This window comes from Sporosarcina luteola, from assembly GCF_023715585.1.
In the GTDB taxonomy this organism is placed as follows: domain Bacteria; phylum Bacillota; class Bacilli; order Bacillales_A; family Planococcaceae; genus Sporosarcina; species Sporosarcina luteola_D.
In genome coordinates this window covers 199,617-225,588 of the sequence record NZ_JAMBOK010000002.1, presented here as the reverse complement: position 1 = coordinate 225,588, position 25,972 = coordinate 199,617, and the positions used below count along the sequence as shown (strand labels likewise).

At 44.0% G+C, this 25,972-nt stretch carries 28 protein-coding genes, 2 pseudogenes and 1 riboswitch; of the genes and pseudogenes, 11 read left to right on the top strand and 19 right to left on the bottom strand.

Translation table 11 applies throughout. The annotated features are described in order from the left end of the window. Window positions 1-181 precede the first annotated feature (181 nt). The 3 genes from M3193_RS11450 to M3193_RS11440 form a co-directional block, all read right to left on the bottom strand. Complete coding sequence (locus M3193_RS11450; protein ID WP_251627765.1) at window positions 182-787, bottom strand: alpha/beta hydrolase; 606 nt, start codon at window positions 785-787, stop codon at window positions 182-184. 153 nt (window positions 788-940) lie between these two features. Continuing rightward, window positions 941-2,137 (bottom strand): DUF3238 domain-containing protein, encoded by a 1,197-nt coding sequence (locus tag M3193_RS11445; RefSeq protein ID WP_251627762.1) that lies wholly within the window; start codon window positions 2,135-2,137, stop codon window positions 941-943. A gap of 280 nt (window positions 2,138-2,417) precedes the next feature. Continuing rightward, window positions 2,418-2,960, bottom strand: coding sequence for a histidine phosphatase family protein (locus M3193_RS11440; protein WP_251628287.1), 543 nt, complete (start codon window positions 2,958-2,960; stop codon window positions 2,418-2,420). Window positions 2,961-3,105: 145 nt separating this feature from the next. On the opposite strand from M3193_RS11440, the gene M3193_RS11435 reads away from it, so the two are divergent. Then, window positions 3,106-3,303, top strand: a complete 198-nt coding sequence (locus tag M3193_RS11435; RefSeq protein ID WP_251627761.1) for a gamma-type small acid-soluble spore protein — start codon at window positions 3,106-3,108, stop codon at window positions 3,301-3,303. Window positions 3,304-3,513: 210 nt separating this feature from the next. On the opposite strand, the gene M3193_RS11430 is transcribed toward M3193_RS11435, so the two are convergent. Next, window positions 3,514-4,479: an alpha/beta hydrolase gene (locus M3193_RS11430; RefSeq protein ID WP_251627759.1), complete on the bottom strand. Its 966-nt coding sequence runs from the start codon at window positions 4,477-4,479 to the stop codon at window positions 3,514-3,516. 176 nt (window positions 4,480-4,655) lie between these two features. Between M3193_RS11430 and M3193_RS11425 the strand changes: the two are divergent. Next, a pseudogene (locus tag M3193_RS11425) lies at window positions 4,656-5,048 on the top strand (DUF488 domain-containing protein). Between the two features lie 207 nt (window positions 5,049-5,255). Here the strand turns inward: M3193_RS11425 and M3193_RS11420 are convergent. After that, complete coding sequence (locus tag M3193_RS11420) at window positions 5,256-5,405, bottom strand: YfhE family protein (protein WP_251627757.1); 150 nt, start codon at window positions 5,403-5,405, stop codon at window positions 5,256-5,258. Window positions 5,406-5,641: 236 nt separating this feature from the next. Between M3193_RS11420 and pgeF the strand changes: the two genes are divergently transcribed. Further along, the gene (gene pgeF, locus M3193_RS11415) at window positions 5,642-6,406 is read left to right on the top strand and encodes a peptidoglycan editing factor PgeF (RefSeq protein WP_251627755.1); all 765 of its coding nucleotides are present in this window, start codon (window positions 5,642-5,644) and stop codon (window positions 6,404-6,406) included. 1,209 nt (window positions 6,407-7,615) lie between these two features. Further along, entirely contained in the window at window positions 7,616-8,707 is a 1,092-nt protein-coding gene (locus tag M3193_RS11410) for a CotH kinase family protein (protein ID WP_251627753.1), read from the top strand. A gap of 52 nt (window positions 8,708-8,759) precedes the next feature. Here M3193_RS11410 and M3193_RS11405 read toward each other — a convergent pair whose 3' ends face one another. The 5 genes from M3193_RS11405 to M3193_RS11385 all read right to left on the bottom strand — a co-directional run bounded on the left by M3193_RS11405 (window position 8,760) and on the right by M3193_RS11385 (window position 11,613). Beyond that, window positions 8,760-9,431 (bottom strand): GNAT family N-acetyltransferase, encoded by a 672-nt coding sequence (locus M3193_RS11405; protein WP_251627751.1) that lies wholly within the window; start codon window positions 9,429-9,431, stop codon window positions 8,760-8,762. Between the two features lie 3 nt (window positions 9,432-9,434). Beyond that, a complete protein-coding gene (locus M3193_RS11400) occupies window positions 9,435-10,109 on the bottom strand; it encodes a GNAT family N-acetyltransferase (protein ID WP_251627749.1) in 675 nt (224 codons plus the stop codon). After that, window positions 10,093-10,989 carry a carbon-nitrogen hydrolase family protein gene (locus M3193_RS11395; protein WP_251627747.1) on the bottom strand — a complete coding sequence of 299 codons (897 nt, stop codon included), beginning with the start codon at window positions 10,987-10,989 and terminating at the stop codon, window positions 10,093-10,095. The genes M3193_RS11400 and M3193_RS11395 overlap by 17 nt, the downstream gene beginning before the upstream one ends. A gap of 250 nt (window positions 10,990-11,239) precedes the next feature. After that, a complete protein-coding gene (locus tag M3193_RS11390) occupies window positions 11,240-11,398 on the bottom strand; it encodes a hypothetical protein (protein WP_251627745.1) in 159 nt (52 codons plus the stop codon). A 65-nt stretch (window positions 11,399-11,463) separates the two neighbouring features. Continuing rightward, the gene (locus M3193_RS11385) at window positions 11,464-11,613 is read right to left on the bottom strand and encodes a hypothetical protein (RefSeq protein WP_251627743.1); all 150 of its coding nucleotides are present in this window, start codon (window positions 11,611-11,613) and stop codon (window positions 11,464-11,466) included. A gap of 119 nt (window positions 11,614-11,732) precedes the next feature. Here M3193_RS11385 and M3193_RS11380 point away from each other — a divergent pair, with 119 nt between their 5' ends. After that, window positions 11,733-12,638: an NAD(P)/FAD-dependent oxidoreductase gene (locus M3193_RS11380; protein ID WP_251627741.1), complete on the top strand. Its 906-nt coding sequence runs from the start codon at window positions 11,733-11,735 to the stop codon at window positions 12,636-12,638. A 71-nt stretch (window positions 12,639-12,709) separates the two neighbouring features. On the opposite strand, the gene M3193_RS11375 is transcribed toward M3193_RS11380, so the two are convergent. Continuing rightward, window positions 12,710-12,910, bottom strand: a complete 201-nt coding sequence (locus M3193_RS11375) for a BhlA/UviB family holin-like peptide (protein WP_251627739.1) — start codon at window positions 12,908-12,910, stop codon at window positions 12,710-12,712. Then, complete coding sequence (locus tag M3193_RS16740; RefSeq protein WP_285851964.1) at window positions 12,900-13,022, bottom strand: hypothetical protein; 123 nt, start codon at window positions 13,020-13,022, stop codon at window positions 12,900-12,902. The genes M3193_RS11375 and M3193_RS16740 overlap by 11 nt, the downstream gene beginning before the upstream one ends. A 139-nt stretch (window positions 13,023-13,161) precedes the next feature. Here M3193_RS16740 and M3193_RS11370 point away from each other — a divergent pair, with 139 nt between their 5' ends. Continuing rightward, on the top strand, window positions 13,162-13,497 hold the full coding sequence (locus M3193_RS11370; RefSeq protein WP_251627730.1) for a helix-turn-helix domain-containing protein: 336 nt from the start codon (window positions 13,162-13,164) through the stop codon (window positions 13,495-13,497). A 9-nt stretch (window positions 13,498-13,506) separates the two neighbouring features. After that, entirely contained in the window at window positions 13,507-13,956 is a 450-nt protein-coding gene (locus tag M3193_RS11365) for an ImmA/IrrE family metallo-endopeptidase (RefSeq protein WP_251627728.1), read from the top strand. Window positions 13,957-14,203: 247 nt separating this feature from the next. On the opposite strand, the gene M3193_RS11360 is transcribed toward M3193_RS11365, so the two are convergent. Next, complete coding sequence (locus M3193_RS11360; RefSeq protein WP_251627726.1) at window positions 14,204-15,664, bottom strand: protein adenylyltransferase SelO; 1,461 nt, start codon at window positions 15,662-15,664, stop codon at window positions 14,204-14,206. Window positions 15,665-15,714: 50 nt separating this feature from the next. After that, window positions 15,715-16,095, bottom strand: a complete 381-nt coding sequence (locus M3193_RS11355; protein WP_251627724.1) for a VOC family protein — start codon at window positions 16,093-16,095, stop codon at window positions 15,715-15,717. A gap of 214 nt (window positions 16,096-16,309) precedes the next feature. On the opposite strand from M3193_RS11355, the gene M3193_RS11350 reads away from it, so the two are divergent. Next, complete coding sequence (locus tag M3193_RS11350; RefSeq protein ID WP_251627722.1) at window positions 16,310-16,549, top strand: YkuS family protein; 240 nt, start codon at window positions 16,310-16,312, stop codon at window positions 16,547-16,549. 106 nt (window positions 16,550-16,655) lie between these two features. On the opposite strand, the gene M3193_RS11345 is transcribed toward M3193_RS11350, so the two are convergent. Further along, window positions 16,656-16,847: a hypothetical protein gene (locus M3193_RS11345; RefSeq protein ID WP_251627720.1), complete on the bottom strand. Its 192-nt coding sequence runs from the start codon at window positions 16,845-16,847 to the stop codon at window positions 16,656-16,658. Window positions 16,848-17,318: 471 nt separating this feature from the next. Here M3193_RS11345 and M3193_RS11340 point away from each other — a divergent pair, with 471 nt between their 5' ends. Continuing rightward, window positions 17,319-18,044 carry a toast rack family protein gene (locus tag M3193_RS11340; protein ID WP_251627718.1) on the top strand — a complete coding sequence of 242 codons (726 nt, stop codon included), beginning with the start codon at window positions 17,319-17,321 and terminating at the stop codon, window positions 18,042-18,044. Window positions 18,045-18,324: 280 nt separating this feature from the next. After that, window positions 18,325-18,503, top strand: a riboswitch (Lysine riboswitch). Between the two features lie 126 nt (window positions 18,504-18,629). Then, window positions 18,630-19,523 carry a 4-hydroxy-tetrahydrodipicolinate synthase gene (gene dapA, locus M3193_RS11335; protein ID WP_251627716.1) on the top strand — a complete coding sequence of 298 codons (894 nt, stop codon included), beginning with the start codon at window positions 18,630-18,632 and terminating at the stop codon, window positions 19,521-19,523. A 98-nt stretch (window positions 19,524-19,621) separates the two neighbouring features. Here the strand turns inward: dapA and M3193_RS11330 are convergent, their stop codons facing one another. The 4 genes and pseudogenes from M3193_RS11330 to M3193_RS11315 form a co-directional block, all read right to left on the bottom strand. Further along, on the bottom strand, window positions 19,622-20,089 hold the full coding sequence (locus M3193_RS11330; protein WP_251627714.1) for a hypothetical protein: 468 nt from the start codon (window positions 20,087-20,089) through the stop codon (window positions 19,622-19,624). Window positions 20,090-20,655: 566 nt separating this feature from the next. Next, window positions 20,656-20,799, bottom strand: coding sequence for a hypothetical protein (locus tag M3193_RS11325; protein ID WP_251627712.1), 144 nt, complete (start codon window positions 20,797-20,799; stop codon window positions 20,656-20,658). A 2-nt stretch (window positions 20,800-20,801) separates the two neighbouring features. Beyond that, a pseudogene (locus M3193_RS11320) lies at window positions 20,802-23,919 on the bottom strand (DUF3427 domain-containing protein). Further along, a complete protein-coding gene (locus tag M3193_RS11315; protein WP_353056402.1) occupies window positions 23,892-24,221 on the bottom strand; it encodes a (deoxy)nucleoside triphosphate pyrophosphohydrolase in 330 nt (109 codons plus the stop codon). The pseudogene M3193_RS11320 and the gene M3193_RS11315 overlap by 28 nt, the downstream one beginning before the upstream one ends. A 565-nt stretch (window positions 24,222-24,786) precedes the next feature. Here M3193_RS11315 and fmdA point away from each other — a divergent pair. Then, complete coding sequence (fmdA, locus tag M3193_RS11310) at window positions 24,787-25,965, top strand: formamidase (protein WP_251627711.1); 1,179 nt, start codon at window positions 24,787-24,789, stop codon at window positions 25,963-25,965. The last annotated feature ends 7 nt before the right edge of the window (window positions 25,966-25,972 follow it).

Genomic DNA, 25,972 nt, shown 5'->3' with positions numbered 1-25,972 from the left:
AGTTGGCAGTAATTTCAAATTCATTCAACTCAAAAACGCATAAAGTCTTTTAAAAGCTCATAAATGTCTCCAAAAAAGCATAACCCACAGTAAAAGTCCATAAATCCCGAGAATCACGCATGAAACTTTTTATTCACGCATAAATTTAAAAAACCGACCCCTACAGGATCGGCTTTTCAAGTTAAAAATTCATACGATACCATTCCGCTGCCGCGTCCACTTCCGTCCGGGTCAACGAGTGGCCGTTCATTTCCCAATGGACTTCCGTTGAAGCGCCTGCTCCTGCCAGCAACTCCTGCAAATCGATTGTCTCCTGCGCCGGACAGATTGGGTCATTCTTCCCTGCAGCGATGAACACTGGAAGGTCCGCCATATCGGGCAGCTGGATCCCCCGCCTCGGTACCATCGGATGATGCAAGATGGCCCCTTTTAACGAATCCGCATAATGGAACAACAGGCTCGCCGCAATATTCGCTCCGTTCGAATAGCCGACTGCGACAATAGTCGACCTGTCAAATCCATGCTCTTCCGCCGCTTCGTCAAGAAATGAATGAAGTTCCTTCGTTCGGAAAATCAAGTCCTCCTCATCAAAAACACCTTCCGCGAGACGCCGGAAAAACCGGGGCATCCCGTTTTCCAGCACATTCCCCCGCACACTTAGTACGGAGGCTTCAGAATCGATCAATCCTGCGAGCGGTAATAAATCCTCTTCCGTTCCACCGGTTCCATGCAATAAAAGAAGAGTCGGTTTCGAAGGGTCGGTTCCTTGCTTAAAAATATGTCTCATAGTTGCTCCCCCTTGATTTCTCAAATTGAAATGAACACAACGAGTCGTTCACGATAGTTAAGCTGCTAGTTAACAGCCTTTGAATCAAATGTAATTTATCTCGAATTCAAGGTAATGGTAACAGAACAATTACCCGCTGTCAAAAGGGCTGTTTTATTCAAAATTCGAGCAACGCCAATAATGGTAGGCAATTGCTTCAGACATGAAGGCAAGCCCTCTGCTTTCGACTTGCAGGATAGGCTGCCATTCCTCTCCTCTTCCCTTCATCAAATAGATCTCATGATGGGGAGCAGGATCGAAATAACCTGACATATCATATGTTCCATGCCTTCTAAACACAGCATTCACTTCATAGTCGATCTTCGGCGCGGCCGTCAACGGATTACCGACAGAATGCTCCAATAAAAAACCGCTTTCCCCTTTTTTGTGGTCTGTCCTACTCATCGTTATTCCATCAGCTGAAGCCTTCGCTTTTACCCTGAAGCGCTTCAGATGATCATAGGCGACTGTCGGCCCTACTTCCTTCGAAAACTTCATCGGCTCGCCTTTCTCATCATAAGCCAGCTCAATATCGACGCGCGTCCGGAAGCCTTCCCCGTTCGGATCAAAACTTCTCTTATCACCTTCAAAAAAATGATTCGGTGACAGGGGATTCGGATTTCGTATCCACTTATCCGCGAGGAACGTCGTGTAGCGGAATTTCCACCGATCAACAGTTTCTATTTCCTGTTCGCGTTCGTTGACCGGCCGAAGCAACTTGGAGGGCTTGCCGATTGACTTGATTGTCGTAAACGTTTCGACTGCTGATTCTGATGTGGACGTAGATGGATTCAACATGCCGAACAAATTGGATACTGCCGATTTCACTGACGTCAACATCTCCTCTGACTGATTCAGCGGGCGTCTGGAACGGATGGAATAGACATATGATTGGTCCGCATCAATGTCACGGTCGATGAAACTGTTGCCGCCGACTTTCGCCATAAACTCCCCATTCCGGTACACTTCATATTCATCGACTTCTTTAATCCTCTCCCATGAGAGAGCAATTTGCGTTTTCGCGACGATTGTCGTCATGACAAGCGACTTCAACGGGTTTTCAATACTCTTCTCTTCAGCGAAAGCCGATGTCTGTACTGCAATGACGTCGACGACTTGATTATTTTCCACTCGCTCAATTATATAGTGATAGAGCTTGCCATGTTTGAAGTCGCCATCCTGGAATTCCGGAACGGACCCTTCATACAAGTGCTCGCCATCTTTGTACACATTGTAAAATCCACCGACATCATTCCATGTGAATGAAATCAGGTCATGCTTGTGCTTCACTGATTTGATTTCAAATAGCATACGGACGACCTCCTATTTTCATTTTGCTGCATTGACGGATTGCCTAAACACTTACGACTTTTTTATTGTCAATGCCCTTGTTGCAGTTCTGTGAAACAATTGCTTGCACGGGGCTTAAGTCACTTTTCGGCGATAAATTCGTAAATAGATATCTCGCTGAATTCAATAGATAACTTTCCACATTCAACAGATAACTCTACCTATTCAATAGATAAAGTTTGGATAGCATAAAAAAATCCCTTCGTTCATAACGAAAGGATCGCGAATTACAGCCAATACTTCATCTGAGAACCTCTTCCTTCCAAATCCGATCTACTTGCGCACCGTTATCGGTCACATGAACTCGAAACACATCCGGATTCGTCAACGCCAGCCATTCCTGAAAACCAATCCGTTCGTTATAGCATCTCAACAGCAAAGTCATCAGATTTCCATGTGTCACGAGCACGGTTTTCGAACCGTCAGGCAGTTCATCCACCACTTTACAGACGCGCTCCATCGCTTCCTGGGAAGACTCTCCGCCTTCATATTTCAACTGTAAATCTAGAAATGAATCCTCCAATTTCAATAGCCAATCCTCAAATGCATGCGAACTCAATGTCCGTTCCGCCAATCGGCTGTCCTCTTCGATGTGAATCTTTTTTCCGTCCGCAATCGGCTCCGCGGTTCTTCGCGCACGGATGAAAGGACTCGAAATGACCCGGTCTACATCCAACTCCAAGAAAAATTCTGCCAGCTTCTCTGCCTCCACAATTCCTTCCGCAGTCAAATCCGCATGCGGCGACTGACCTTCCGCTGAACAATGGCGCACAATATAAATCACCTTTTCCAATTCAACCACCTCCATTCCTATTTTTCCCTTGGTTGCTTCAAAGAAAACATTGTTGCTCTTTTCTAAATAATAACACTTCATGCAAGGGCATAAATAGCAAATTATATGGAACTCTAATGCCATGGAGGTGGAGCATATGAAGATTTCAAAAAAAATCACTGAAGCAGGAACCGATATCGAAGAAGTGAAACGGCAAAATGCTAACTCGGGGTTGACCTATAATGAAGTGAAAGAAGTTCTTGCCCGCACCGGTGGCATAGGAACTGCGCAATACAGTGACACCGATCCTGCGCAAGTCCGAAAAGCAAACGAACCGGCTGATTCAAAAGCGTAGGGTGGCGGTTAACTGCGACAGGCATAAGACATTCAGAGGAAGGCAGTCTAAAATCGCCACCTCCTGTGGCAAAGACTGCATACCCGCATCCATGCTGGCACGAAACGGCGCTCTTTGCCGTGCAGCAGAGCTGACTTATGACCCGAGCTGTTGCCACCCGGAGTCTAGACGAATAAAAAAACGGTTCCCATGACGGGAACCGAATTTTATTCACTTCATATAGCGATTCAAGAAATGACCGACCTTCACTTTATAGGTCTCCCCGGCAAGCGCAAAGGCTTCGCCGTGGTTTGCGTTCGGGACGAGGAATATTTCACTGTCGCTCGAAGTGTTCCGCTCCAATTCCCCGGCCATTTCGGTCGGCACGAATGTATCATTCATTCCGTGGATATAAAATACAGGCACGCTCGTTTTCTTCACCTGCTTCAACGCGCTGGCTTCTCTGAATGAATAACCTGCACGGACTTTCGTCATTGCGCTTGTGCTATCCAATAACGGGAAAGCCGGCAGATGGAACATCCGATTCATTTGGTAGGTAAATAATTGGTAGACTGATTGGTACGGACTATCCGCGATGATGGCTTTCACTTGCCGCGGAAGCTCTTCCTCGCCGCTCGCCATTAACACAGTAGCCGCCCCCATCGATAATCCATGGTAGGCCACTTCCGACTTCGGTCCAAGCCTCTGTACCAACAAATTCGTCCAATCGATGAGATCGAGCCGATCCGGCCATCCGAACCCATAATAGTCACCTTCGCTTTTTCCATGACCCCGTGCATCCGGCATGAAGATGTTGTAGCCTAGATCATTATGATAATACTGTCCGAAAAGCCCCATCTGTTTGGCGTGGCCTAAATAGCCATGCGGCAAAATGACAAGTTTATTCGTCGGCTTGGCGGCAGGTAAATAGTAGCCCGATAGCTTCAGTCCATCCCGTGAAGTCATATGGAGCGTTTCGAACTTCTGGGCGGCGACCCATTTCTTCCAATCCCCTTTTAAATAAAGATCCAATGTCTCTTCTGACACTTCCAAATCGGCATTTCCCTGCAAGTATTCTTTCGGTCCGCGCTTGACAGCCAGTTCAAAGAAAAAGAAGCTGCCCGCAATCTGTATGACTAGGAAGACGGTTGACAAAATAACCAATAATTTCTTCCAATTTATTTTAATTGTTCTCATTCCCTCTTATAGTCTCTTGGCAGTTAACTGCCTGCTCTTATTATATCGGATAAAAGTTAAGTTTATATATACTATTTAATAGTTCTTTAAATTACCAATATGAAATGATTGTTTAACTCAATCTGCACAGGGTAACGATTAGCATACATGAAGTCTATGTGAAATAGGTGACTGACATGAAATTTTTTACAATCGGTCATTCATCCCATTCAAATGAGCAATTTCTGAAACTGCTGCATGACGGAGAAATTACTCTGCTTATTGATGTACGTGCCTTTCCCGGCAGTCGAAAATTCCCTCATTTCCACGAAGACCGAATGAAGGAATGGCTGCCGGAAAGCGGCATTGGCTATAAGACTATGTAGTCGTTGGGCGGACGCAGGAATAAATCGAAAGTGATCGATAACGAGGTGAATGCCGCGTGGAATAATCAATCCTTTCATAAGTACGCGGATTATACATTGCAGCCTGAATTCCAGAAGAGGATTGAAATACTGAAAGAGGAAGTTGTCTCAAATAGGGTTGCCATTTGTTGCTCGGAACGCCACCCAGCCCGGTGCCACCGTTAGTAATCAGCAATTGGCTTGCGTTGAATGGATGGACGGTCTGCCACATCTTAGATGGAACAAAAGGCGTCACTCTCATCGAGCAGCATGAGCCCGGCAAATGGAGGCACCTCCGCGGCGAAATACAGATGGAACGATAACGTATCTGCAAACGAATTAAAAAAGCCGCGACCGATTGCAGGGGGGTTGCAATCAATCGTGGCATTTTCATTATTGGCCTTTTTTTCGATTTTTATTCCCATCTTCTTTAGCAGCTTTGTCTGCACTCTTGAATTCCTTTGCATATAACACTTCTTGGGTAGAACTCAAGCCATTGTTTTTTTCGGTGAACCTTTCATGTGGCTCTTTTTTCTGATTCAAAGTGAACGCTCCTTTCCGTCTAGCTATATTCAGTTTTCCCGGACCGCTGAAATTTAACCGATTGTTTTTATCGCATTGACCCCCTCTTCCTAATAAAATCTTCGTAGTAGCAATAAGTTCATTTCTCTTAACAATTAATAACGTGTATCGTTATAAGTTTTTTATTTCGTATGAAAACGGAACAACCGTCTTGGTTGTCCGCGCGAGAATCGAGTATAGTAAGAACAGGTGATGATATGAAAACAAAGATATATATTGAGAATGATACATTTGTTGCAGGAACGACGTTGAAGGACGGCACTGCAACTGAGCATAATAATATGGCGTTTCACGCATGTGAGAAGCCCGAATCCGTCCTCGAAAACAGGAAGCGATTGGCAGATTCCCTACAATGTGAGCTGACGGATTTTGTCAGCGCCAGTCAAACGCATAGTGCGAACTTCCATAAGGTGACGGTTGCCGATAAGGGGCGTGGCGCTGAGGTTGGAGCGACCGCCATTCCGGATACGGATGCACTTTACACCATTGAACCAAATATTCTGCTCTGCAGTTTCACCGCAGATTGCGTGCCCGTCATTTTTTGGAATGAAGCGAATGGCCTCATCGGTGTAATCCATTCGGGCTGGCAAGGAACAATAAAGGAAATCACATTTAAGTTGTTTGACCATCTGAATAAAGTTGAAGGGTGCAAGCCGGAAGATTTCCACGTGCAGATCGGAATGGCGATAAGTCAGGAGAAATTCGAAGTGGACGAGGATGTATATATAAAATTCAAGACACTCGGCTATGCTGATGATTTCATGTACTTCAATGAAGCGACGAATAAATACCATATCGACAACCAGAAAACCGTGAAGAAGCAACTCGAGCTAGCGGGCATCCCATCCGAACGGATTTCGCTTGATCGGACATGCACCTACATGAGCGCCGATGGCTTCTCGCATCGCCAAGACAAGAAAGCGGGAAGACATTTGAGCTTTATTATGAGAAAAGGCAAATGACTCAATACCTTAGTAAGCCGATCCGAGCATAAAAAGAGGTACCCGTCCTGCATGACGGGTACTTTTTTGTGTTGCTATTATGACTCACTGAACTTTTAATTGCTCAGATTGCTTGTTTTCGCTATCTAGAAAAATCGAGTTCGGCACGTAGCCCGGTTTCTACAATTCGGTCGGAAATGATGTTGCGTATCGAATACGTTGTTTCTTCGGTTACGCGAAGTGACGCGATTCCTGCTTGTGCAACGGCGATTACGGGATGTTACCTTCATTTTGTTTCCGCCACAACTGTTACATGACATAACCCGACTCGTGCTTTGGCGGCTTCGGAAAGTATTTCGAACTCGGCTTGTGTGTTTACGATTCTCCGCAGTGTTTCGTACTCTGCTTGTGCGCTTACGATTTTCCGAAGTGTTTCGTACTCTGCTTGTGCGTTTACGATTTTCCGAAGTGTTTCGTACAATACTTGTGCGATTGCGATTCCGCATAGTTACCCGGACTCTATTTTTGTGTTTGTGGTGCCAGAATGCTCCCCAAACATCGTTTGTACGACGACGCTTACGGGATGTTACCCGAACTCTGCTCGTATGACGGCGCTTGCGGGAAGTTACCCGAACTCTGCTCGTACGGCGGCGTTTTCGTGAAGTTACCCGAACTCTGCTCGTACGGCGGCGTTTTCGTGAAGTTACCCGAACTCTGCTCGTACGGCGGTGTTTTCGTGAAGTTACCCGAACTCTGCTTGTAAAGCGACGTTTTCGTGAAGTTACCCGAACTCTGCTTGTAAAGCGACGTTTTCGTGAAGTTACCCGAACTCTGCTTGTATGGCGGTGTTTTCGTGAAGTTACCCGAACTCTGCTTGTACGGCGGTGTTTTCGTGAAGTTACCCGAACTCTGCTCGTTCTACGTTTTTTCCGTGATGTCCTTTTGTTGCTTCGAGGATCTTGAAACATAAAGTCATCAAGCCCCAAACGACTGACCTTCTCTCTCGCTCTTTGAATTTCGTTTTCAAAAAAGAGTGACATGTCCAAACCTCCCCTCTCATGATGTAGAGAAAGTATCCGTGTGTTTCACATTTTCCTTCCTCTTCTTAAAGTACGTTGCATATTTAGCAGGGGTTGAGTTAAGTGCACAACTTAGGATAAATAATGTCATGGAAACATCTTTCATTATTATTCATAGAAATAGAATAATGAATGAAGGAGTGGGATTTTCATGGAAACTATCGAGAAATTACCTGAATATCGACTTTTTATTCACCCTTTGGATCTGAACGAACTCAGAAAAGATATTTGGATTGATGATCCTGTTTCTGCAAAACTCACGATTCACGGAAAAAAATACGAAGTTGATATCGCTTATCGTGGATCCCATATCCGTGACTTTCCTAAAAAGTCCTATCATGTCTCTTTCTATAAACCTTCAACTTATCGAAATGCTAAAGCATTACATTTAAATGCAGAATTTAAGGATCCATCAATGATTAGAAATAAACTTTCCTTTGATTTTTTCAATGAAATTGGTTGCCTAGCGCCGCAAGCACGGTTTGTTTTTTTGAAAGTGAATGGAAGAAATGAAGGAGTGTACTTGGAGTTGGAATCAGTGGACGATCGATTCCTTGCAAACCGAAAATTGCCGGATGGTTCTATTTTTTATGGAGTCGACGGGGATGCTAATTTTTCTTTAATGAGCGATTTGGACAAAGAAGTGAAGAAATCACTTACGTTCGGGTATGAACAACAATGCGGGGCAGAGGAAGATGCAAACCATTTACAAAAAATGATTATCGACATTAATACGATTCCAAGGGAAGAATTTGAAAAAGAAATTGTAGACTATATAAATGTGGATAAGTATTTGCGTTGGCTCGCCGGTGTCGTTTTCACTCAGAATTTCGATGGATTCGTCCATAATTATGCACTTTACCGAAACAAGGAGAGCGGATTGTATGAAATCATCCCTTGGGATTACGATGCGACATGGGGACGGGACGTGAATGGCGAGGAAATGGACAGTGATTATTTACGAATTACAGGATTCAATACACTAACAGCAAGGATTCTTGATGTGAAAAAGTTTCGGAACCAATACAAAAGTTTAGTGCAAGATATTTTAAGGAATCAATTCACCGTGGACTATTTGAAACCCAAAATACAAAGGATGCATGCATTGCTTCGCCCTTATTTATTATTGGATCCGTATAAAAAGGACAGTATCGATCACTTTGACAGAGAACCCGACTACATCTTTAATTTTATCGAAGAACGATCTGCATTTATTAAAAGAGAAATAGTGCTGCTTGATTAATTCAAAATAAAAAATCCACGCAGCTCTTTTTGAAGTTGCGTGGATTTCATTCTTATAGTGGACGAAGATCCACATATTCTATTTGCTTCAGCTCTTCGATCATATCCAGCCAACGTTGTGGTTTATTTGACAACACGGAATAATAGTCCGTCAAAAAATCGACGACAAGACTGGAAGCAATCTCTGTCACTTGCTCATCTGTCGGCATGAAGCAGAAATCCAAACCTTCCACCGCCACGCCGTCATTTTTCCATGATGGGTGGACGTAAGTGAAATCGAGGCGCTTGTAGCCGAGATGGGACAGCACTTCCCTCCGGACGTACGGATTCATGGCCATGACACCGCCGAAAGCGAAATCTTCGCGTTCATACGGATTGTAGATTTCAGCGAACATACCGAATAATGTCTTGCCATTTTCCTGCGCCAGCCGCTGTAAATCCTCTTCGCGCTTCTTTGCCAAGAAACGACCGATGCCGAGGCCAGACTGCCCGATGATCGTAAAATCCGTCATTGCGATATTCCAGTCCGGATAATAGCGGTACTCCGTTGCACCGACGACTTCCCCTTCATGCACCGCTACGAAAACGCGGATGCTCGGGTCTTCAAGCGGTTCTTTCCACAAATCGAACTCCAAAACCTCTTCCGGCGGAAAGATCTCCCCTAGCACTGTGTGCATTTTCGCAAACAGCGGATCTTCAATATTATTTACTCGAATAAATTCCATTCCCTATTTCCCCCTCTTGAACGGATTCTTCCATTCCATCAACAACGCATAGTTATACGAGTCTTCATCATCTAAATAGTTTTCAATTAATTTAACCGGCATGCGTCCGCAACGCAGTAGAAATGTAATGACCGGATCCACCAGTGTGCCTTGAACGATCTTCTCGACGTATTGACCAGCAGTCAACTCACCGGCGACCTTCCCGTACCCTGGCATCCGCCCTCCGCCAAGGACCCGCCCAACATCCAGCTTGACGGCCAGCTGGTAGACCGCCTGCATCATCCACTTGCCCAGCCCGGCCTTTCGGAACTCTGGGCTGATGCAAATATCGACAATATAGAGCGTATTGCCATCGGGATTATGGTTCCGAATAAATCCGCAATCCGTCGCCTCTTCCCACGTATGCATTGGCTCATCTGGATTAAAATACACGAGTAGTGTCGTGAGGGAACCGATGATCCGACCGTTGTATTCAACACAAATGGCCCCTTCCGGAAACAAGCTTACGTGATTCCCGAGCTGCTCTTCATTCCACCAAAGTTCCTCCGGGAATGGAGGCGGAAAGCAATCGGCCTGCAAAGCAATCATGGAATCGAAATCCGCCCTCGTATAATTGCGGACGGCAACAGGAATGAAAGTCCCGTTATGGGGGACCATCACTTCACTGTGATACGCCATTGCTCTCACTTCCGATTGGTTTTGCTCCCCAATCCGTATACAAATCCGTTCTGCGATCGCGCCAGGTTGTGACCGAACCTTTCTCACGGACTTCGTACAGCAGGTTCAAATCCAAATCAGCCGTAACGAGCATGTCGTGATTCAGTTCGCCTTCCGAAGCCAACCCTTTCGGCGGGAACGGTATGTCATTCGGTGTGATGATTGCGGCTTGCCCAAAGTTCGCGCGCATGAAATCAACAGTTGGCAAGGACCCGACAGTCCCTGTCAATACAACGTAGACTTGGTTTTCAATCGCCCGCGCGTGGCTCGTGTATCTGACGCGATGAAACCCATGACGATCGTCGGTGCAGGAAGGGCAAAAGATGACGTCCGCCCCCGCCGCTTTCACCATCCGGACGATTTCAGGGAATTCGATATCATAGCACGTCAAAATGGCGATTCTGCCCTTTTCGGTGTCGAACACTTTCAACTCCTCGCCCGCTGCCATATTCCAGCCTTCAATTTCGAATGGGGTGATGTGCAACTTCGCCTGCTCCTCCACTGTGCCGTCCGGGAAGAAAAGATGAGCGACGTTATAAAGGCGCCCCTCACGCTGGATGACGTGAGTGCCGCCGATAATATGCATGTTCGTCTCTTTTGCGAGTGCCGTGAACAATTTGATGTATTGATCCGTAAAGCCAGGCAACGCCTCGATCGACAGCGCTTTTCCGTTGTCATCACCAATGGAAAGCAGCTGTGTGGTGAAGAATTCCGGGAATAAAACAAACTCTGCGCCATATTCCTGCGCATTTCGGATATAGTGCTCACATTGCGCCGCAAACTCGTCAAAGGAGCTAATGGTATGCAGATGATATTGCACAGCGGAAACACGAAGTTTCATTGACAAAACCCCCTATTATATGTGATTAGCAACATCATAATATAGGTATGGGGTAAAGTCATGCTTTATTTTCCAAATTGATGGCAGAGCGAGGGCCATCTAGTAAGTCACGAAACGAGCATAACTGTGGCAAACTCGGGCAAAACCTGACTAGACTCGAGTAAAACTACCTCAAACTCGAGCAAAACCTGCTGTTACTCAACAAATGAAAAGGATGCCCCCGCAGCCGGAAGGCATCCTTGATAAGAATTTATTTCTTCTGTTGTCGTTTTACTTCATTCTGTGCTTCCTCTTTAATCGCATCTACTTTCATCTCCGCCTTTTTCGCGGCATCATTTGCCAGTGCAGCGGAGTCTTTCGGTTGCCCGTTCTGTTTATCTTCTTTGTCGCCTGCATAGCTTTTCGTCATGATGATCACTCCTTATGTTGATACAGATAGTATTCCCAACTAGGAGCCCATCCAAAACCTTTAGTTCATCTCATCAACGCATAATAAAGAACGTACAGCCAACTAAGGACTCCATGGAAGATTGCCCATAGGATTGATTTATGGACACTCCAAGAAATGACGACCGCCAGACAAGTGCCGAGACCGATGCCGCGCTCCAACATCTTTTTCTCCAACTCATCCCTCCCTTAATCCAATATAAGTACGGCCGCCTCCTTTCATGAAAGTTAACTGGGTGTGACGCTTATTTTTATTCTGCAAGGGTAAACTTCTACTAAAAAGGATGAATGGTTTCATGATGTATGACTGTGTCATTGTCGGCGGCGGACCGGCTGGCTTGAACGCCGCCCTCGTGCTTGGACGAGCGAGAAGAAATGTGCTGCTTTTTGATAATAATCAAGCCCGGAACCGGGTGACGCGCGAAGCCCATGGATTCATTACACGCGACGGCATCCTTCCTGACGAGTTCAGACGGCTTGCTCATCGGGATATCGGCAACTATCCGTCCGTGGAGATTAAAAGTGAAAAGGTTGCTGCTATTAAAAAGCTGGAAAACAACCATTTTGAACTGGAAACTGCAGAAGGCAACAGCTTTCAAACGATTAAAATCATCTTGGCGACAGGCTTGAAGGACGAGCAGCCGAACATCCCGAACATCGAAAAGTTCTATGGGACGAGCATGTTCAGCTGTCCGTACTGCGACGGATGGGAGCTTCGTGACAAACCGCTTGCCGTCATTGCAGATAAAAATGTGTATAAGCTGGCAAAGGAAGTTTTTGTTTGGAGCAAAGATTTGGCAGTGTTCACGAATGGCGAAGGACGGCTCGAGTCGGATGAATGTGAGAAGCTGCTCGCGAAAGGCATCCAAGTTTATGAAGATGCAATTGCGTCATTGGAGGGTGAAAATGGCCAGCTGAAAGGGATCTGCCTGGAGGACGGGACGCTCATTGAACGCGCCGGCGGGTTTGTCACGCCCCTTTGGAGCCATTGCAATCCGTTCGCCGAAGAGCTCGGCTGTGAGTTGAATAAATACGGCGGCATCCAAACCGATGGATACGGCAGGACGAATGTGTGGAATGTCTATGCCGCTGGGGACGTCGCCCATATTGTCCCTGCTCAGCTTGTCATTGCTGCGGGAACCGGGAGTGCGGCTGCTATCGGGGTGAATGGTGATTTGACGAATGAATATTTTGGCGATTAATTCGGATATGTATAAGCGCCTGTGCAGTAGTTGATGCACAGGCTTTTCTTGGCATTCTTCCTTTTCCATTCCTATTCTCTCGGCAACCGCTCTTTTACATCTCGTAGTTCTTCCACAATCTCATCATATTTGTGTGCCATCGCTTCCAATAAAAACTGATTACGCTTCTCCCTGGATTCACTGCTTTTCACTTGATACCAAAACAGCCATACGAATAGGACGGCAAACGGGCCCTGTGTCAAAAAATAACTTAGCAGCTCTTTAGTAGCCATGGCCATCCTCCTTTTTAGGAAAATAAAAAGATCTCCCAATGCGGATGACTTTTACACTGTAGATCATCCAGTGATAACCTTTCACTCCATGTTCCATTTCCTCCTTCAACATATCAATCACCCCTTATGGTGGTTTCACTAATGAAACCTATTAGCCATACTTTACCACGCCTTAGTTTCACTTGCAACTACTTAGTTGTCAGCCAAGAAACTTTGGTATATAATAACTATAACGAACAGGGGGTTTCATGATGTATTCAATAGGCCGCGAAATTAAAAAGATCCGGAGCGCACATGAATTGTCCCAAGAGGAATTTGCCGATCGGATCAATCAAAAGCTAGGTCTCTCGATTACAAAAGGGATGGTATCGAAGTGGGAGTCCGATTCAATCGAGCCGAAAACGAGGATGATCAAGGCGATTGCGGAGACATTCCATGTTTCATTGGATCAAATGCTTGGGTTGAAAATGCCGGAAAAGCCATCTACAGTTGAAACGATCGCCGCCCATATCGATGATGACCTGACCGAGGAAGAGCTGGCGGACATAAAAAAATACATCCAATTCATCAAGTCTCAACGAAAGTGAGGTGGTTCCATGACCTATGAATCCCTGATTGCCCAATACCCCCATTTGGTCATCAAGGAAGTCAAAACACTCCCATCCGGTCTTGCCGGCCTTTATATGGACGAAGTCGTACTCATTGATAAAAATCGGAGCCATTATGAAAAGCATTGCATTTTAGCGGAGGAAATCGGCCATTATGAAACGACGTATGGAGATATTACGGATCTTCAGAAGCTCACGAATTTGAAATTAGAGCTGGCTGCGAGGAGATGGGGATATGAAAAAATCGTCTCGTTGGATAAATTGATCGAATGCTATGAAGAGGGTTTTAAGACAGTTGAGGAAGTGTGCACGCATCTTGAGGTGACGGAGGAATATTTGATGACGTCCATCGCCCATTACCATTCACGGTTTGGCGTATCGACAATTCATGAGGGATATGAGATTTTCTTTGATCCACTTTATTTGCGGAAGCAATAATTTTTTTTGGAGGGAAGACGAACATACGTTTGATTATACGGTTGAAAAAAAGACCAAATCCATTATAGGTTTGGTCTCTTTTTGATGTTAATAATTATCGTAATTAGATTTATGAGCGAGTATAGCGATTTATGATCACTTAAATCGGTTTATGAGCGCATGCAAGGTTTTATAAGCACTTATCCGGATTTTTGAGCGCTTGCCACGATTTATGATCATTTATACAGATTTATGAGCATTGCCATTTTTATGTCCCGCAGAATGTCCTGTATGGGGTTGTCGCCGCTGAAGGTGCGACGTATTTTTCTTGTTCGACCGAGTAGGCGTATGGGTTTTCAAGTGCATTCAGCAATTCTTCCATTACGCTGAAGTCTCCTTCAGTTGCGGCTTTCAACGCTTCTTCCACACGATGGTTGCGCGGAATAATGGATGGATTGTTCTCTTGCATAAGCTGTTTAACGGCAGCCTCCGATTCCTGCTGCCTTTCTAGCCGCGATTTCCAGCGGGAATGCCATTCGTCGAACTCCGGCGTCTTGCACATCGGCAACGCGTTCAAATCGCCGATTGTCAATGCTCGGAACGTATTCGTGTAATCCGCTTGATTGTCCTTCATTATCTGTAACAGATCCTTCACGAGCGCTTCGTCATGCTCTTCTTCATTGAATAAACCGAGCTTGCTTCGCATTCCTATAAGCCAATGGCCATAATACAGCCTTGCATACCCAGAAAGCGCTTGTTGCGCGATGTGGACAGCTTTTTCCTGGTCTTCATGGAAGAGCGGTAAAAGCGTTTCGGCGAATCGTGAAAGATTCCATTCTGCAATTCCGGGTTGATTGCCATACGCATAGCGGCCTTGTCGATCGATGGAACTGAAGACGGTCGCCGGGTCATAAGTGTCCATGAAGGCGCACGGCCCATAGTCGATCGTTTCGCCGCTGATTGTCATATTATCCGTATTCATGACGCCGTGAATGAAACCGACCAGCTGCCATTTGGCAATTAACGACGCTTGCATTCCCATCACTTTTTGCAGCAATGATACGTAAGGATTCGGATCCTTCGCCACTTCCGGATAATGTCTTTCAATTGTATAATCCGCGAGCGTCCGTAAATCATCTGCGACTTGGCGCGCGGCTGCGTACTGGAACGTGCCGACACGGATGTGGCTTGCCGCAACACGCGTCAAAACAGCTCCTTCGAGTGTCTCCTCACGATAGACGGGTGCTCCCGTCACAGCAACCGCAAGACTCCGCGTCGTTGGGATGCCGAGTGCATGCATCGCCTCACTAATGATGAATTCGCGCAGCATCGGTCCAAGTCCCGCACGGCCATCGCCGCCCCTGGAAAACGGCGTCTTGCCTGAACCTTTCAGCTGAATATCGAACCGCTTGTCTTCAGGTGTCATCTGCTCGCCAAGCAGCACTGCCCGTCCATCCCCGAGCATTGTAAAATGGCCGAATTGGTGTCCGGCATATGCTTGCGCAATCGGTTCTGCACCTTCAGGTATCATATTTCCTGCAAAAATCTCTGCCCCTTCTTCGCTTTCCAATAACTCGGCATCCAGACCGAGCGATTCCGCCAAGGGATGATTAAATACAACCAATTCCGGTGAAGGCGCTTCTTCAGGATTAGTTTCCGCATAGAACGTATCCGGTAGACGGGTATAGCTATTATCGAAACGCCATCCGAACCCTTTTCTCTCTGTCATCGTCTTCAACTCCCGTTTCATAAGATGTCCGCTTCGAAATTAAAAGGGATTTATTTCTTTTCCAATACAGCAAAATAATTATCTTCATTGTCAGCAAAGTTGAACACTCTGCCTGTAGGCATCGTGACCAATTCACCGACTTTTACTTGTTTGCTTTTGAGGTCTTCATAAAGAGCATCCAAGTTTTCCGTGAATAATAGAAGTGAAGGAGGTGCAAGATTCAATTCAGGCTCCATTTTTGCGACCAGCTCTTTATTATGCAGAACGATGCTCGTTTCCGCCTCTGCAGTCGGTGCAATTTCAATCCACTTCACCCCATGGCCGTTGTCTTCTTCCGAGAGCACAGTGAAACCGACTTTTTCAGTCCAAAACGCTTTTGATTCGTCTTGATTGTTTACATACAACATAATTTGCCCGATTTTATGAATCATTTCCTATTCCCTACTTTCCATATTTTACATCGCGTTAGTTCTAATCCTCATCTTACAACATAGGGATTCGCTTCTCCATTATGAATAAAAGCTACTTTACCCTTGGTATACCCAATTCAAATGGATTCACATTAAGAACTGCATTCATAAATTGAAAAATACAGGGAACTGTATAGGTGAGGTTGAACAAAGAGGGGAAAGGAGGAATTTGGAAATGGTGAGAATTGCTGTTGAACAACCGTATGAAGACGTCATGAATGCACTCATGGCAAAAGGATATGAAGCGAAAATGTTTACCACGGATGAAGATGTCACCGGCTACGATATCGGCGTTGTCCGGGCTATCAATGAAGGGGATACACATGAATTCAACTTCCCAGTCATTACGATGAAGGGCATGTCGATTGACGACGTTGTCCAAGCAGTCGAAAAGAAAGCAAACCTCCTCCAGTAAGCTTCCCCGAAAAACAGAATCTATGGCAGTTGCCTTAGGTCTTGTGTTCCCCTAGTCTACAGGACATCCCGCCAATCGACTAACTGATTGGCGGGATGTATTGATTTCATGCATGATAATAATACGTCTGCCGTCTGCGAGATGCCTCGCGCTGTTCCGCCTTATACCTACGCTGAAATGCACGAAGTTCATCCAACTGTCCATTTAAACGGGGATCCTGCGACATCATTTCCTTTAATCCCGAAGGACCGACTTTCCTCTTCACTTTTTCTATTTCATCCTCAAAAAATAATGACATGTCCATACCTCCTCCCCTTTGATTGGCAAGGGATGGCGGATTAGCTATGCTCATTACTCACCATTCCCCCGTTACCGTATAGTACGTCGGTTTATCGACAGGACAAGAGGAAAGTGTACAGTTTTTTCTATTTTAGTTGAAAAAGGGTACATAAAACAGAACCTGCAGCAGCTGCCGCAGGTTCTATTTTTTCATCATGACTTGTTAGGATTCCATTAGGACCGTAATGATGATGCCAAGCAAAATTCCTGCGAAGACAGTTGCTGAATATAGAAGAACCCGCCTCATTTCCTCATCCTTCCGTCGCTCTTTTATCCAATATATTAATAGGCGGGACAAAACATGTAGACCCGAGCGTAAGATGCATTTCGGCTCAGTCCTAAGACGTATGTGAAAATCAATCATACGACTGGTAAGTTTTTCAATTGAATAAGGTAGAATAGAATAAAATGGGGCAGAAGGAGAATGAAAATGAATAAGGTATTAGGAATTGCATTGCTGACGGGTTTTCTAGTCGTTTTCGGCATCTACGGGTATAACAAATGGTTTGCTAAAGCTAGCGGGAATGAGGAAATTTTGATTGAGAAAGACAATGCTGATGCTCTGGATGTGGACATCGACTTCGGGATTGGCAAGCTATTCATCCAAGGTGGTTCCCCGGAATGGGTCAGTGGTGAATTCACCTACAATCACAAAAAACTTGAACCAAAAGTTACGTATAAGAAAAAGAAGGATGTCGGCTACGTCAAAATCAAACAAGGCTCAAAGACAACATTCGGTTTCAATAAACGAAAATTAAAAAACGAGTGGGACCTCCAGCTAACGAATGAGATTCCAATCAACTTGGACGTTGACATGGGCGTTTCAACTTCAACATTGAATCTGAAAGGTCTTCAACTGAACAGCCTATCAGTCGATAGTGGCGTCGGTGAATCGGTTATCGACATGAGCGGCGATTGGAAAAAAGGTTTCCGGGCCGATATGGACTTGGGTGTTGGAGATGTAACCATCATCCTCCCTAAAAATACTGGCGTTAGGCTAAACGTCTCGAAAGGAATTGGAAACGTAGATTTGAAAGATTTCACCATGCAAAAAGACGGTGAGTATGTCAACGAAGCCTTCGGGGGCGCAGACGTCATCATCGACATTACAGTCGACATCGGCGTCGGCGACGTCAAATTCAAAACCGCTGATTGAATTGTGCAAGAATTGTGTGGGTGCCTGTGCATGGTGCATTTATGACAATTCATTAACTTGAATAGAAATACAGCGGGAAGCCTACGAATTGTTGAATTCATTGGCTTCCCTTTTCTGCGATATACAATTGTAGTGCATTATCTGAATTGTGTCGTGCACAGGCACCAAAATAGGCACCAAAATATTAAATTCATTTTATTTTCATTTTTCACTTGCAATTGAATCGGGTTGTATGTAAACTGATAGTTAATTTAACAATATCTTATTTCGCAAGTTTTGAAGTAAGGATAGAGGCGCAAAGACCATCAGTATACAATCGGAGGATGATGAGATCCTATGAAGGTTGTGGAAAGGGGAATTTGCCGAAGTGGAGAGAGGCTCATTTATCTCGAAGCTGGTTCTGGGTTGAACAAGTCCAGGATTGTCATATAGGAAACTATATGGAGGGCTATCTTATGCAATGAAATAATTTAGTTATTATTTCAAGCAACAACGAGCCCTCGTTGTTGCTTTTTGCGTTCATTTTCAAACCGCCCTCTCCCCTCTAATTTTTTCAAAAAAATTAATTATAGGAGTGGAGAACTAATGAACTTTGGACAAATCGTAACTGCAATGGTAACACCTTTCGACGCAAACGGTGAAATTGATTTTGATGCCACACGGAACCTGATCAATCATTTGATCGCCAATGGATCCGACAGCTTGGTCGTTTCAGGTACGACCGGTGAATCACCGACATTAACAAGTGAAGAAAAGGTCAATTTATTCAGGTACACAGTGGAAGTTGTAAACGGAAGAGTCCCGGTCATTGCCGGTACAGGCTCTAACAACACGAGAGAGTCGATTGAACTGACAATGCTGGCAGAGGATGTAGGTGTCGACGCAATCATGCTAGTCACTCCGTACTATAACAATCCTTGCCAAGAAGGGATCTATCAGCACTTCACGACAATTGCGGCGGCAACTTCTTTACCGGTCATGCTGTACAATGTTCCTGGACGCACTGTTGTCAACATCGATGTCGATACAGTCGTACGCCTTTCCAAAATACCAAACATCGTTTCCATCAAAGAGGCGAGCGGCAATTTAGAGGCAATGGCCAAAATTATCGAGCAAACACCACCAAGTTTTTCATTATACAGCGGCGATGATGCATTGACACTTCCAGTATTAGCAATCGGCGGCACAGGAGTCGTTTCTGTATCAGCCCATGTGCTGGGGAATGAAATGCAAACGATGATCCGAAACTTCAAAATAGGCAATACCGCAGAAGCGGCAAGCAACCACCGCAGACTAGTGCCTATGATGAAAGCACTCTTTGCAGCCCCCAACCCATCACCTGTCAAAGCGGCTTTGAATCTGAAAGGAATTCCTGTCGGCGGAGTCCGCTTGCCAATGATCCCTTTGAATGAAGAGCAACAGCTTTCATTGCAACAGGCGTTGGCTATGTATGAAGAAAAAGTGAATATCATAGCGTAGGTCCCCTAAAGGGATCGCATATATATATAAATAACCCATCGGAGAGGCTGCCTCAAGGATGGGTTATTTTTTATGGAGAAATGACAATACGAGGAATTTCATTCTATAGATTGTTTAGGAACCACTGTTATCCCGTAACTCCTTCTCTTCATTACCAAAAATCCAAATGTGAATGTAATTAACATCAAGATATATGCACAAAACATAATCGTCGTCCCGTTACTGAGGAATGGCAACATTCTAGCTGCCCCATAAACAAATGCCAGCATATAGTGTTGCGATAACATTGCCAAATCCATACTTCTAGAAGCTCCATCCAGCACGACAAACTGCCAAACAAACAAGATGAACGAAATCAACCAAACGGAATTCCCCATCATAAAACTCTTCCAAACAGGCATATCCAATTTAGAAAATTGAGCACCTACATAGAACCAAAATACTAAAAGTACAAATTGCATGATAAAAGGAAATAAAGGAATCACCATTACATTTACGAAAAATCCATAAACGAACGGTACCAATAGCAATACGAAATGCAACGTATACCCACTTAAGCTTTTCATACAAATCCTCCAATCGCATCGTCTAAAGTAGACATTCTACAACTATCCCGAAAGTCCTTTATTCAAAGCTGATCGTTAATTGACATGGCACTTACTCCGGAAAATAAAACCCTTCCACCGGCAAGGGGCCAAAAAGGGTACATTGCGCCAAAATTATTTTTTGAAACAAAATTTGAGCAGCCAGTATTCTGGTGTATTTCTTACGACTTGAACAACTCGAATAGAATACGTATAATAAGGGTAGATAATGAATATAGTAAAAAAGACCGCCCAATGATTGCGCATTGAACGGTCAATATGATAGCGTAGGTTCCCTAAGGGGATCGGCGTTGACAGGAATAACCCATCAGAGCGGCTAACTCAAGGATGGGTTATTTTTTATGGTTAAATGACAATATTGCTACGACTAGTGCTGCGAATGTATATACAAGCATCTGCGCTTCGAATACTGTCATATCGACCACCTCCCTTCACGGGAAAATGGCCGATCATCCTTGAGTCACCTATTCTATTATTCATTTATTTTACCACACGTACGTTCCTACTTCTAGCATTATCCCAAACAATTAGAACAACTCTCTCCATTCTGCAGTTGTTAGATTAAACGAATTCCACTTCAACCTCACCTCTTCCGTCTTTCGGATATAATCCTTCAAATAATCCGCAGCATTGGAATTAGGCGAACCGCTGAAAATATTATTATAAAACACTCTTACTTAGCCGCCTGCATTAATTTCGCCGGCATAACCTCATGCAACCGCCAAACAAAACTAATCGGCTTATTCCCCTGATGACTGACATAGTCAGCAGTTCCTAAGAAAATAAACGGTGCCGTATAACCCTCCATCTGTTTATACTCCCGTACAAATAGTGCTATTTTATTCCCCGTATTTCGTTGGTTAATATATCTTTTTCCAGTTGGACTGGTATCAGATGTTCTATTTTGAGATTGCCAATGAAACAGTTTATCGCTTATGGCGTAATCTTCATATTGTGTGGAAGGCGAGAAGTCTTTATCCGACTTATTAAGGGTGATGAAAAAGATATCTGTCTGTTTGTCCTCAAGATATTTGACCCCTTCCCGAAATGCAGGTTTACCATCTTCATTAAAATAGCCGAATCCAGCGAGCACTTGATCAGTTGTGTATTGTGCATGCACTCGAAGCGGTGATACATAGTCAAACGGCGATGGCTTTTCTACCGATCGAATATTTTCGATACAAACATCAAGCACTTGTTGAATTTCGCGCCTAATTGCTGGCGTTGAGATTAAATGCTGAACCCCTTCGTGCATTGAAGTAAACTCAAGATTCTTTGGCGGTGTATCGAAAAAAGAATAATAAAGCATTCCCACCATAAGATGTTGCTCTTCATTTTCAATTAACCCGCATTCCAAATAACCTTTCAAAAACTTTAGTAATTCAATCGAATCCAAATGAAAAAGCGATTGAATTCTTCGGTTAATGGTACCCTCATACTCACTTTGAAAATCTTCCGAGAGCCCCGCTTCTACCTTAAGTCTTTCAAATGAGCGATTTCTGCTGTTTCCGTAAAAATCCGCAAGTGTTAAATGATGATATTGAAGGAAGTTTGATAACGCAAGCTTTTCCCCTGTATCTTCTTCAAAGTATTTAAGCTTCGCAATCAAATTTTGCTTTGTATTTTTTACGTCTTTTATGTTCCGTAGAATATACTCCTTAGCCTGCTTCTCCATTTGAATAACGGATCCTTTCGGTAAATGAAAGAAGCCGTTCTCAATATAGTGTTTGATGGAATGCTTTGTCCTTCCGACAAGGGCGCGAAACTTTTCTTCGAAGGGATAATCGGCGTGAGCTTGTCCTACAAAATCCAGGACAGTTAGACATTCCTTGTCATCAGCCAAGCGCAACCCTCGTCCTAACTGTTGTAAAAAAACAGTTAGACTTTCTGTTGGTCGCAGGAATAAAACTGTATTGACTTCTGGAATATCAATTCCCTCATTATATAAATCCACGACAAATATAAATTTAATTTCACCGCATACTAATTTTCGCTTTGCTGTATTCCGCTCCTCATCAGACGATTCCCCATGTAAAGCAATGGAAGGAATTTTCTTTGAGTTAAAGTAAGAAGCCATATACTTTGCGTGACACACAGAATCCTAAAGCTTTCACTTGATCTAGCGCAGTAACATACTTATTGACGCTACGGATAACAAGATCACTTCGACGGTCGTTGGAGGTATAAACATTCGTAAGCTCGTCAGTATCGTACCCTCTTCTTGACCATGTAATAGCCGAGAGATCGACATTATCGGTAACGCAAAAATAATGAAAAGGGCTAAGCAATTTACGATCAATCGCTTCCGTCAAACGCATTTCAGATGCGATCCGATCATCAAAATAACTAAGGACATTCTGATTATCCATCCGTTCAGGAGTAGCTGTTAGTCCCAACAGAATTGTTGGCTCATAAAACTCTAATAAGGTCCGGTACGTTGGCGCTGTCGCATGGTGGAATTCATCCACAATGATAAAGTCATAGAAGTCGGCCGTAGTTTTTTCTTTCATCTTTCTACTATTCCAGCTTTGAATACTCATAAATAGTTGATCAAATGATGTGGGTTCAAAACGACCTACAAACATTTCACCAAAGTTGGCATCTTTTAAAACAGCACGGAACGTATACATACTTTGTTTAAGGATTTCTTCTCGATGGGCAATAAAGAGTAACTTAGCGTTCGGCTTTTGCTGCAAAAAACGCTTGAAATCAAAGGCAGAAATAACTGTTTTACCAACCCCTGTGGCCGCTACTACTAAGTTTTTCATATGTCCATGTACAGTACGTTCAACTTCTAGTTCATCAAGAATTTCTTGCTGATAATGATATGGCCGAATATCGAGGAAATACTGCTCTTTCGTCTCTTCCACTTGCTCTTTCATCAATGATTGACGAACCTTTGACCAGTTTTCTTCTTCATCATCCGACAGACTTTTAAACTCTTCATCATTCCAATAACCTTCAAAGGTCGCTTCGAACTTTCGTATAATATCAAATGAATCTTTTTCCGTTACTTTTAAGTTCCACTCAAGTCCCGAAGTTAATGCTGGATTAGAAAGGTTAGAAGAGCCAATATACGCTGTACTGAACCCTGTTTTTCGTTTAAACAAATAGGCTTTTGCATGTAATCTAGTTCTTTCTTTATCTAACGAAACCCTAATTTCGGTATTAGCCAGCTTGCTTAATTCTTGAAGTGCTTTGTAATCAGTTGCCTCCATATATGACGTCGTAATAATCCTGAGACGGCCGCCACGTTCAGTGAAATTACGAAGCTCCTCGATAATAATCCGCAAACCAGACCATTTAATAAATGAAACAAGCCATTCTATTTCGTCAGAAGTAGCAATTTCCTTTTTTAACTCTTCCAACATGTTAGGCTCAGCATGTGATCCCGTGAATAAAGAGCTCTGTGTTAAAGGTGTAACTGGTCTAATCGGCTTTCTCCTACTCAGGGATTGAGCTGTGTTAATTGTTTTATAAATCGAGGTTAGAATTTCTGCATGGTCATCTAATTTAAGTCTAGCAAAATCATCGTCATTTAGTTTTTGGTGAAGCACATCAATTATTTCATTACAAATTTGTATTTGTCTAAGGAGTGCATCTTCCTTATTTCCACCATCTCGAATATGTGATAAAGCATTTCGAGTTACTGATGAAATGTAATTCGATAGAAGTACCCTCGCCTCAGCTTCATCTATTTCTTCCTTTTCCACAGCAAAAACATCTGGAAGATCGTCTAATTCAGCTTTAATTTTTTTATTAATTAATTGCTCATAAATTCCTTCTTGCATTGTTGTATCACCCTTTCAATGGCTGGGATACTTGCAGGCGTCCATTGTAATGAATTAGGTTCTTTGAATGGCACCCATTTTATTTCACTATGCTCATATGGAATTGGCGTTCCATAAATGATCTCGGCATAATAAGTTACTAAATGCACCGTAAATAGATCGTATGTAAATGTGGTATCTTCAACAAATTCCCCAATTTTAATTTGGCAATGAAGCTCTTCTTTTATTTCGCGAAGCAAAGCAGCCTGTGGTGTTTCACCTGGTTCTATTTTACCGACGGGAAATTCCCAATACCCAGGCAAAGTCATATTCCGCGAACGTTTCGCACAGAGAACTCGCCTTCTTCGTTATGTATGACCGCGCCGACTACATGAATAGTTTTAGTCATTCGAAATCCCCACCGTTTGACTTAATTAATCAGTTTTGATTTTTGTACAACCCTTATACTTTCAAAACCACATTTTTCACAGCAGCTTGTTTCATCCTCATGCATTTCATGGCAAGCTTTACAAACGTATAGCACTTATTCATTACTTTGCATTTGACGATAGACCTCCTGACTCTTTATCGAAAGCACTAACTGGATACTGTTTCCATTGTAGCATTTTTCTCAATTCGACCAATTGTCTTTTGAAAATTCAACAAGAAAATGGTCCTTCATGATTTTCCTTTCGTCTCGTAAATCCTCTTATTCCCCGCAATAATTAACAAACCCCTATTGTTCTCCCTAGTCCCTATCCATCACCCAATTCTCCTATTCATCTCCAACTAAAAATGCGAATTTACAAATTTCATATTAATTTGACAGTTTAATATATTGTTGCTACTATGAAAGCGCATTCAAAATCTATGATTGGGGGAATAGGAATGGCGAAAACAATGTACGCATTAGATTTGAGTAAGCCGATGGAAGAGCAAGCACATCCGGGTCACAATCGGTGGCATCCGGATATTCCTGCTGCTTTTGCTGTAGATCCTGGTACTTCTTTTAGGATGGATTGTAAGGAATGGACGGATGGGCAGATTGGAAATAATGATAGTGCGGAGGATGTCCGAAGTGTCAATCTTGCGCGTGTTCATGTTTTGAGTGGCCCGGTGTATGTAAATGGTGCGGAGCCTGGTGATTTGCTTGTTGTCGATATTTTGGATATCGGGGCGCATCAGGGGTATGAATGGGGTTTTAATGGGATTTTTGCAAAGGAGAACGGCGGAAGCTTTTTGGTGGACCAGTTTCCGGAAGCGCAAAAGTCGATTTGGGATTTTGAAGGTATTTATACGACGTCGAGGCATGTGCCTGGCGTGAAATTTGCAGGTCTAATTCATCCAGGTTTGATTGGCGTAGCCCCTTCTATGGAACTTTTGCAAAAGTGGAATGACCGGGAACAAAAACTGATCGATACTGATCCGAACCGTGTGCCGGCGCTTGCGAATGCTCCGAATCCAGAGAGTGTTGTGCTTGGTACGTTATCGGGTGCGGAGTTTGATAGAATTGCAAAGGAAGGCGCTCGTACAGTACCTCCGCGGGAAAATGGTGGAAACTGTGATATTAAGAATTTATCTAAGGGATCTAGGATTTTCTTCCCGACATTTGTCGACGGGGCGAAGCTATCGGTCGGCGATCTTCATTTCTCCCAAGGCGACGGGGAAATTACGTTCTGCGGCGGGATTGAGATGTCCGGCTGGATCGAGTTGAAGGTGGACATTATTAAGGGCGGCATGGAGAAGTATAAAATTACTGAAAACCCTGTGTTCCAACCTGGTCCGGTTGAACCGAATTATAATGATTATCTCGTGTTCCAAGGGATTTCGGTTGATGATCGCAATGGCCAGCAGACGTATTTGGATGCTAATATCGCGTTCCGCAGGGCGTGCTTGAATGCAATCGAGTATTTGAAGACTCTCGGGTATACGGGCGAGCAGGCATATATGCTTCTAAGTACCGCACCGGTTGAGGGACGCATTAACGGCATTGTCGATATTCCGAATGCTTGCTGTACAATCGCAATTCCTACTAAAATTTTCGATAAGGATATTATGCCGAAATAAGGGGGGC

Excerpts from the sequence above, each read along its gene's own strand:
- M3193_RS11450 (WP_251627765.1), bottom strand. The coding sequence starts at position 787 with ATGAGACATATTTTTAAGCAAGGAACCGACCCTTCGAAACCGACTCTT.
- M3193_RS11445 (WP_251627762.1), bottom strand. The coding sequence starts at position 2,137 with ATGCTATTTGAAATCAAATCAGTGAAGCACAAGCATGACCTGATTTCA.
- M3193_RS11435 (WP_251627761.1), top strand. The coding sequence starts at position 3,106 with ATGAAGATTTCAAAAAAAATCACTGAAGCAGGAACCGATATCGAAGAA.
- M3193_RS11430 (WP_251627759.1), bottom strand. The coding sequence starts at position 4,479 with ATGAGAACAATTAAAATAAATTGGAAGAAATTATTGGTTATTTTGTCA.
- pgeF (WP_251627755.1), top strand. The coding sequence starts at position 5,642 with ATGAAAACAAAGATATATATTGAGAATGATACATTTGTTGCAGGAACG.
- M3193_RS11410 (WP_251627753.1), top strand. The coding sequence starts at position 7,616 with ATGGAAACTATCGAGAAATTACCTGAATATCGACTTTTTATTCACCCT.
- M3193_RS11405 (WP_251627751.1), bottom strand. The coding sequence starts at position 9,431 with ATGGAATTTATTCGAGTAAATAATATTGAAGATCCGCTGTTTGCGAAA.
- M3193_RS11400 (WP_251627749.1), bottom strand. The coding sequence starts at position 10,109 with ATGGCGTATCACAGTGAAGTGATGGTCCCCCATAACGGGACTTTCATT.
- M3193_RS11395 (WP_251627747.1), bottom strand. The coding sequence starts at position 10,989 with ATGAAACTTCGTGTTTCCGCTGTGCAATATCATCTGCATACCATTAGC.
- M3193_RS11390 (WP_251627745.1), bottom strand. The coding sequence starts at position 11,398 with ATGACGAAAAGCTATGCAGGCGACAAAGAAGATAAACAGAACGGGCAA.
- M3193_RS11380 (WP_251627741.1), top strand. The coding sequence starts at position 11,733 with ATGATGTATGACTGTGTCATTGTCGGCGGCGGACCGGCTGGCTTGAAC.
- M3193_RS11375 (WP_251627739.1), bottom strand. The coding sequence starts at position 12,910 with ATGGCTACTAAAGAGCTGCTAAGTTATTTTTTGACACAGGGCCCGTTT.
- M3193_RS16740 (WP_285851964.1), bottom strand. The coding sequence starts at position 13,022 with ATGTTGAAGGAGGAAATGGAACATGGAGTGAAAGGTTATCACTGGATG.
- M3193_RS11370 (WP_251627730.1), top strand. The coding sequence starts at position 13,162 with ATGTATTCAATAGGCCGCGAAATTAAAAAGATCCGGAGCGCACATGAA.
- M3193_RS11365 (WP_251627728.1), top strand. The coding sequence starts at position 13,507 with ATGACCTATGAATCCCTGATTGCCCAATACCCCCATTTGGTCATCAAG.
- M3193_RS11360 (WP_251627726.1), bottom strand. The coding sequence starts at position 15,664 with ATGACAGAGAGAAAAGGGTTCGGATGGCGTTTCGATAATAGCTATACC.
- M3193_RS11355 (WP_251627724.1), bottom strand. The coding sequence starts at position 16,095 with ATGATTCATAAAATCGGGCAAATTATGTTGTATGTAAACAATCAAGAC.
- M3193_RS11350 (WP_251627722.1), top strand. The coding sequence starts at position 16,310 with ATGGTGAGAATTGCTGTTGAACAACCGTATGAAGACGTCATGAATGCA.
- M3193_RS11345 (WP_251627720.1), bottom strand. The coding sequence starts at position 16,847 with ATGTCATTATTTTTTGAGGATGAAATAGAAAAAGTGAAGAGGAAAGTC.
- M3193_RS11340 (WP_251627718.1), top strand. The coding sequence starts at position 17,319 with ATGAATAAGGTATTAGGAATTGCATTGCTGACGGGTTTTCTAGTCGTT.
- dapA (WP_251627716.1), top strand. The coding sequence starts at position 18,630 with ATGAACTTTGGACAAATCGTAACTGCAATGGTAACACCTTTCGACGCA.
- M3193_RS11330 (WP_251627714.1), bottom strand. The coding sequence starts at position 20,089 with ATGAAAAGCTTAAGTGGGTATACGTTGCATTTCGTATTGCTATTGGTA.
- fmdA (WP_251627711.1), top strand. The coding sequence starts at position 24,787 with ATGGCGAAAACAATGTACGCATTAGATTTGAGTAAGCCGATGGAAGAG.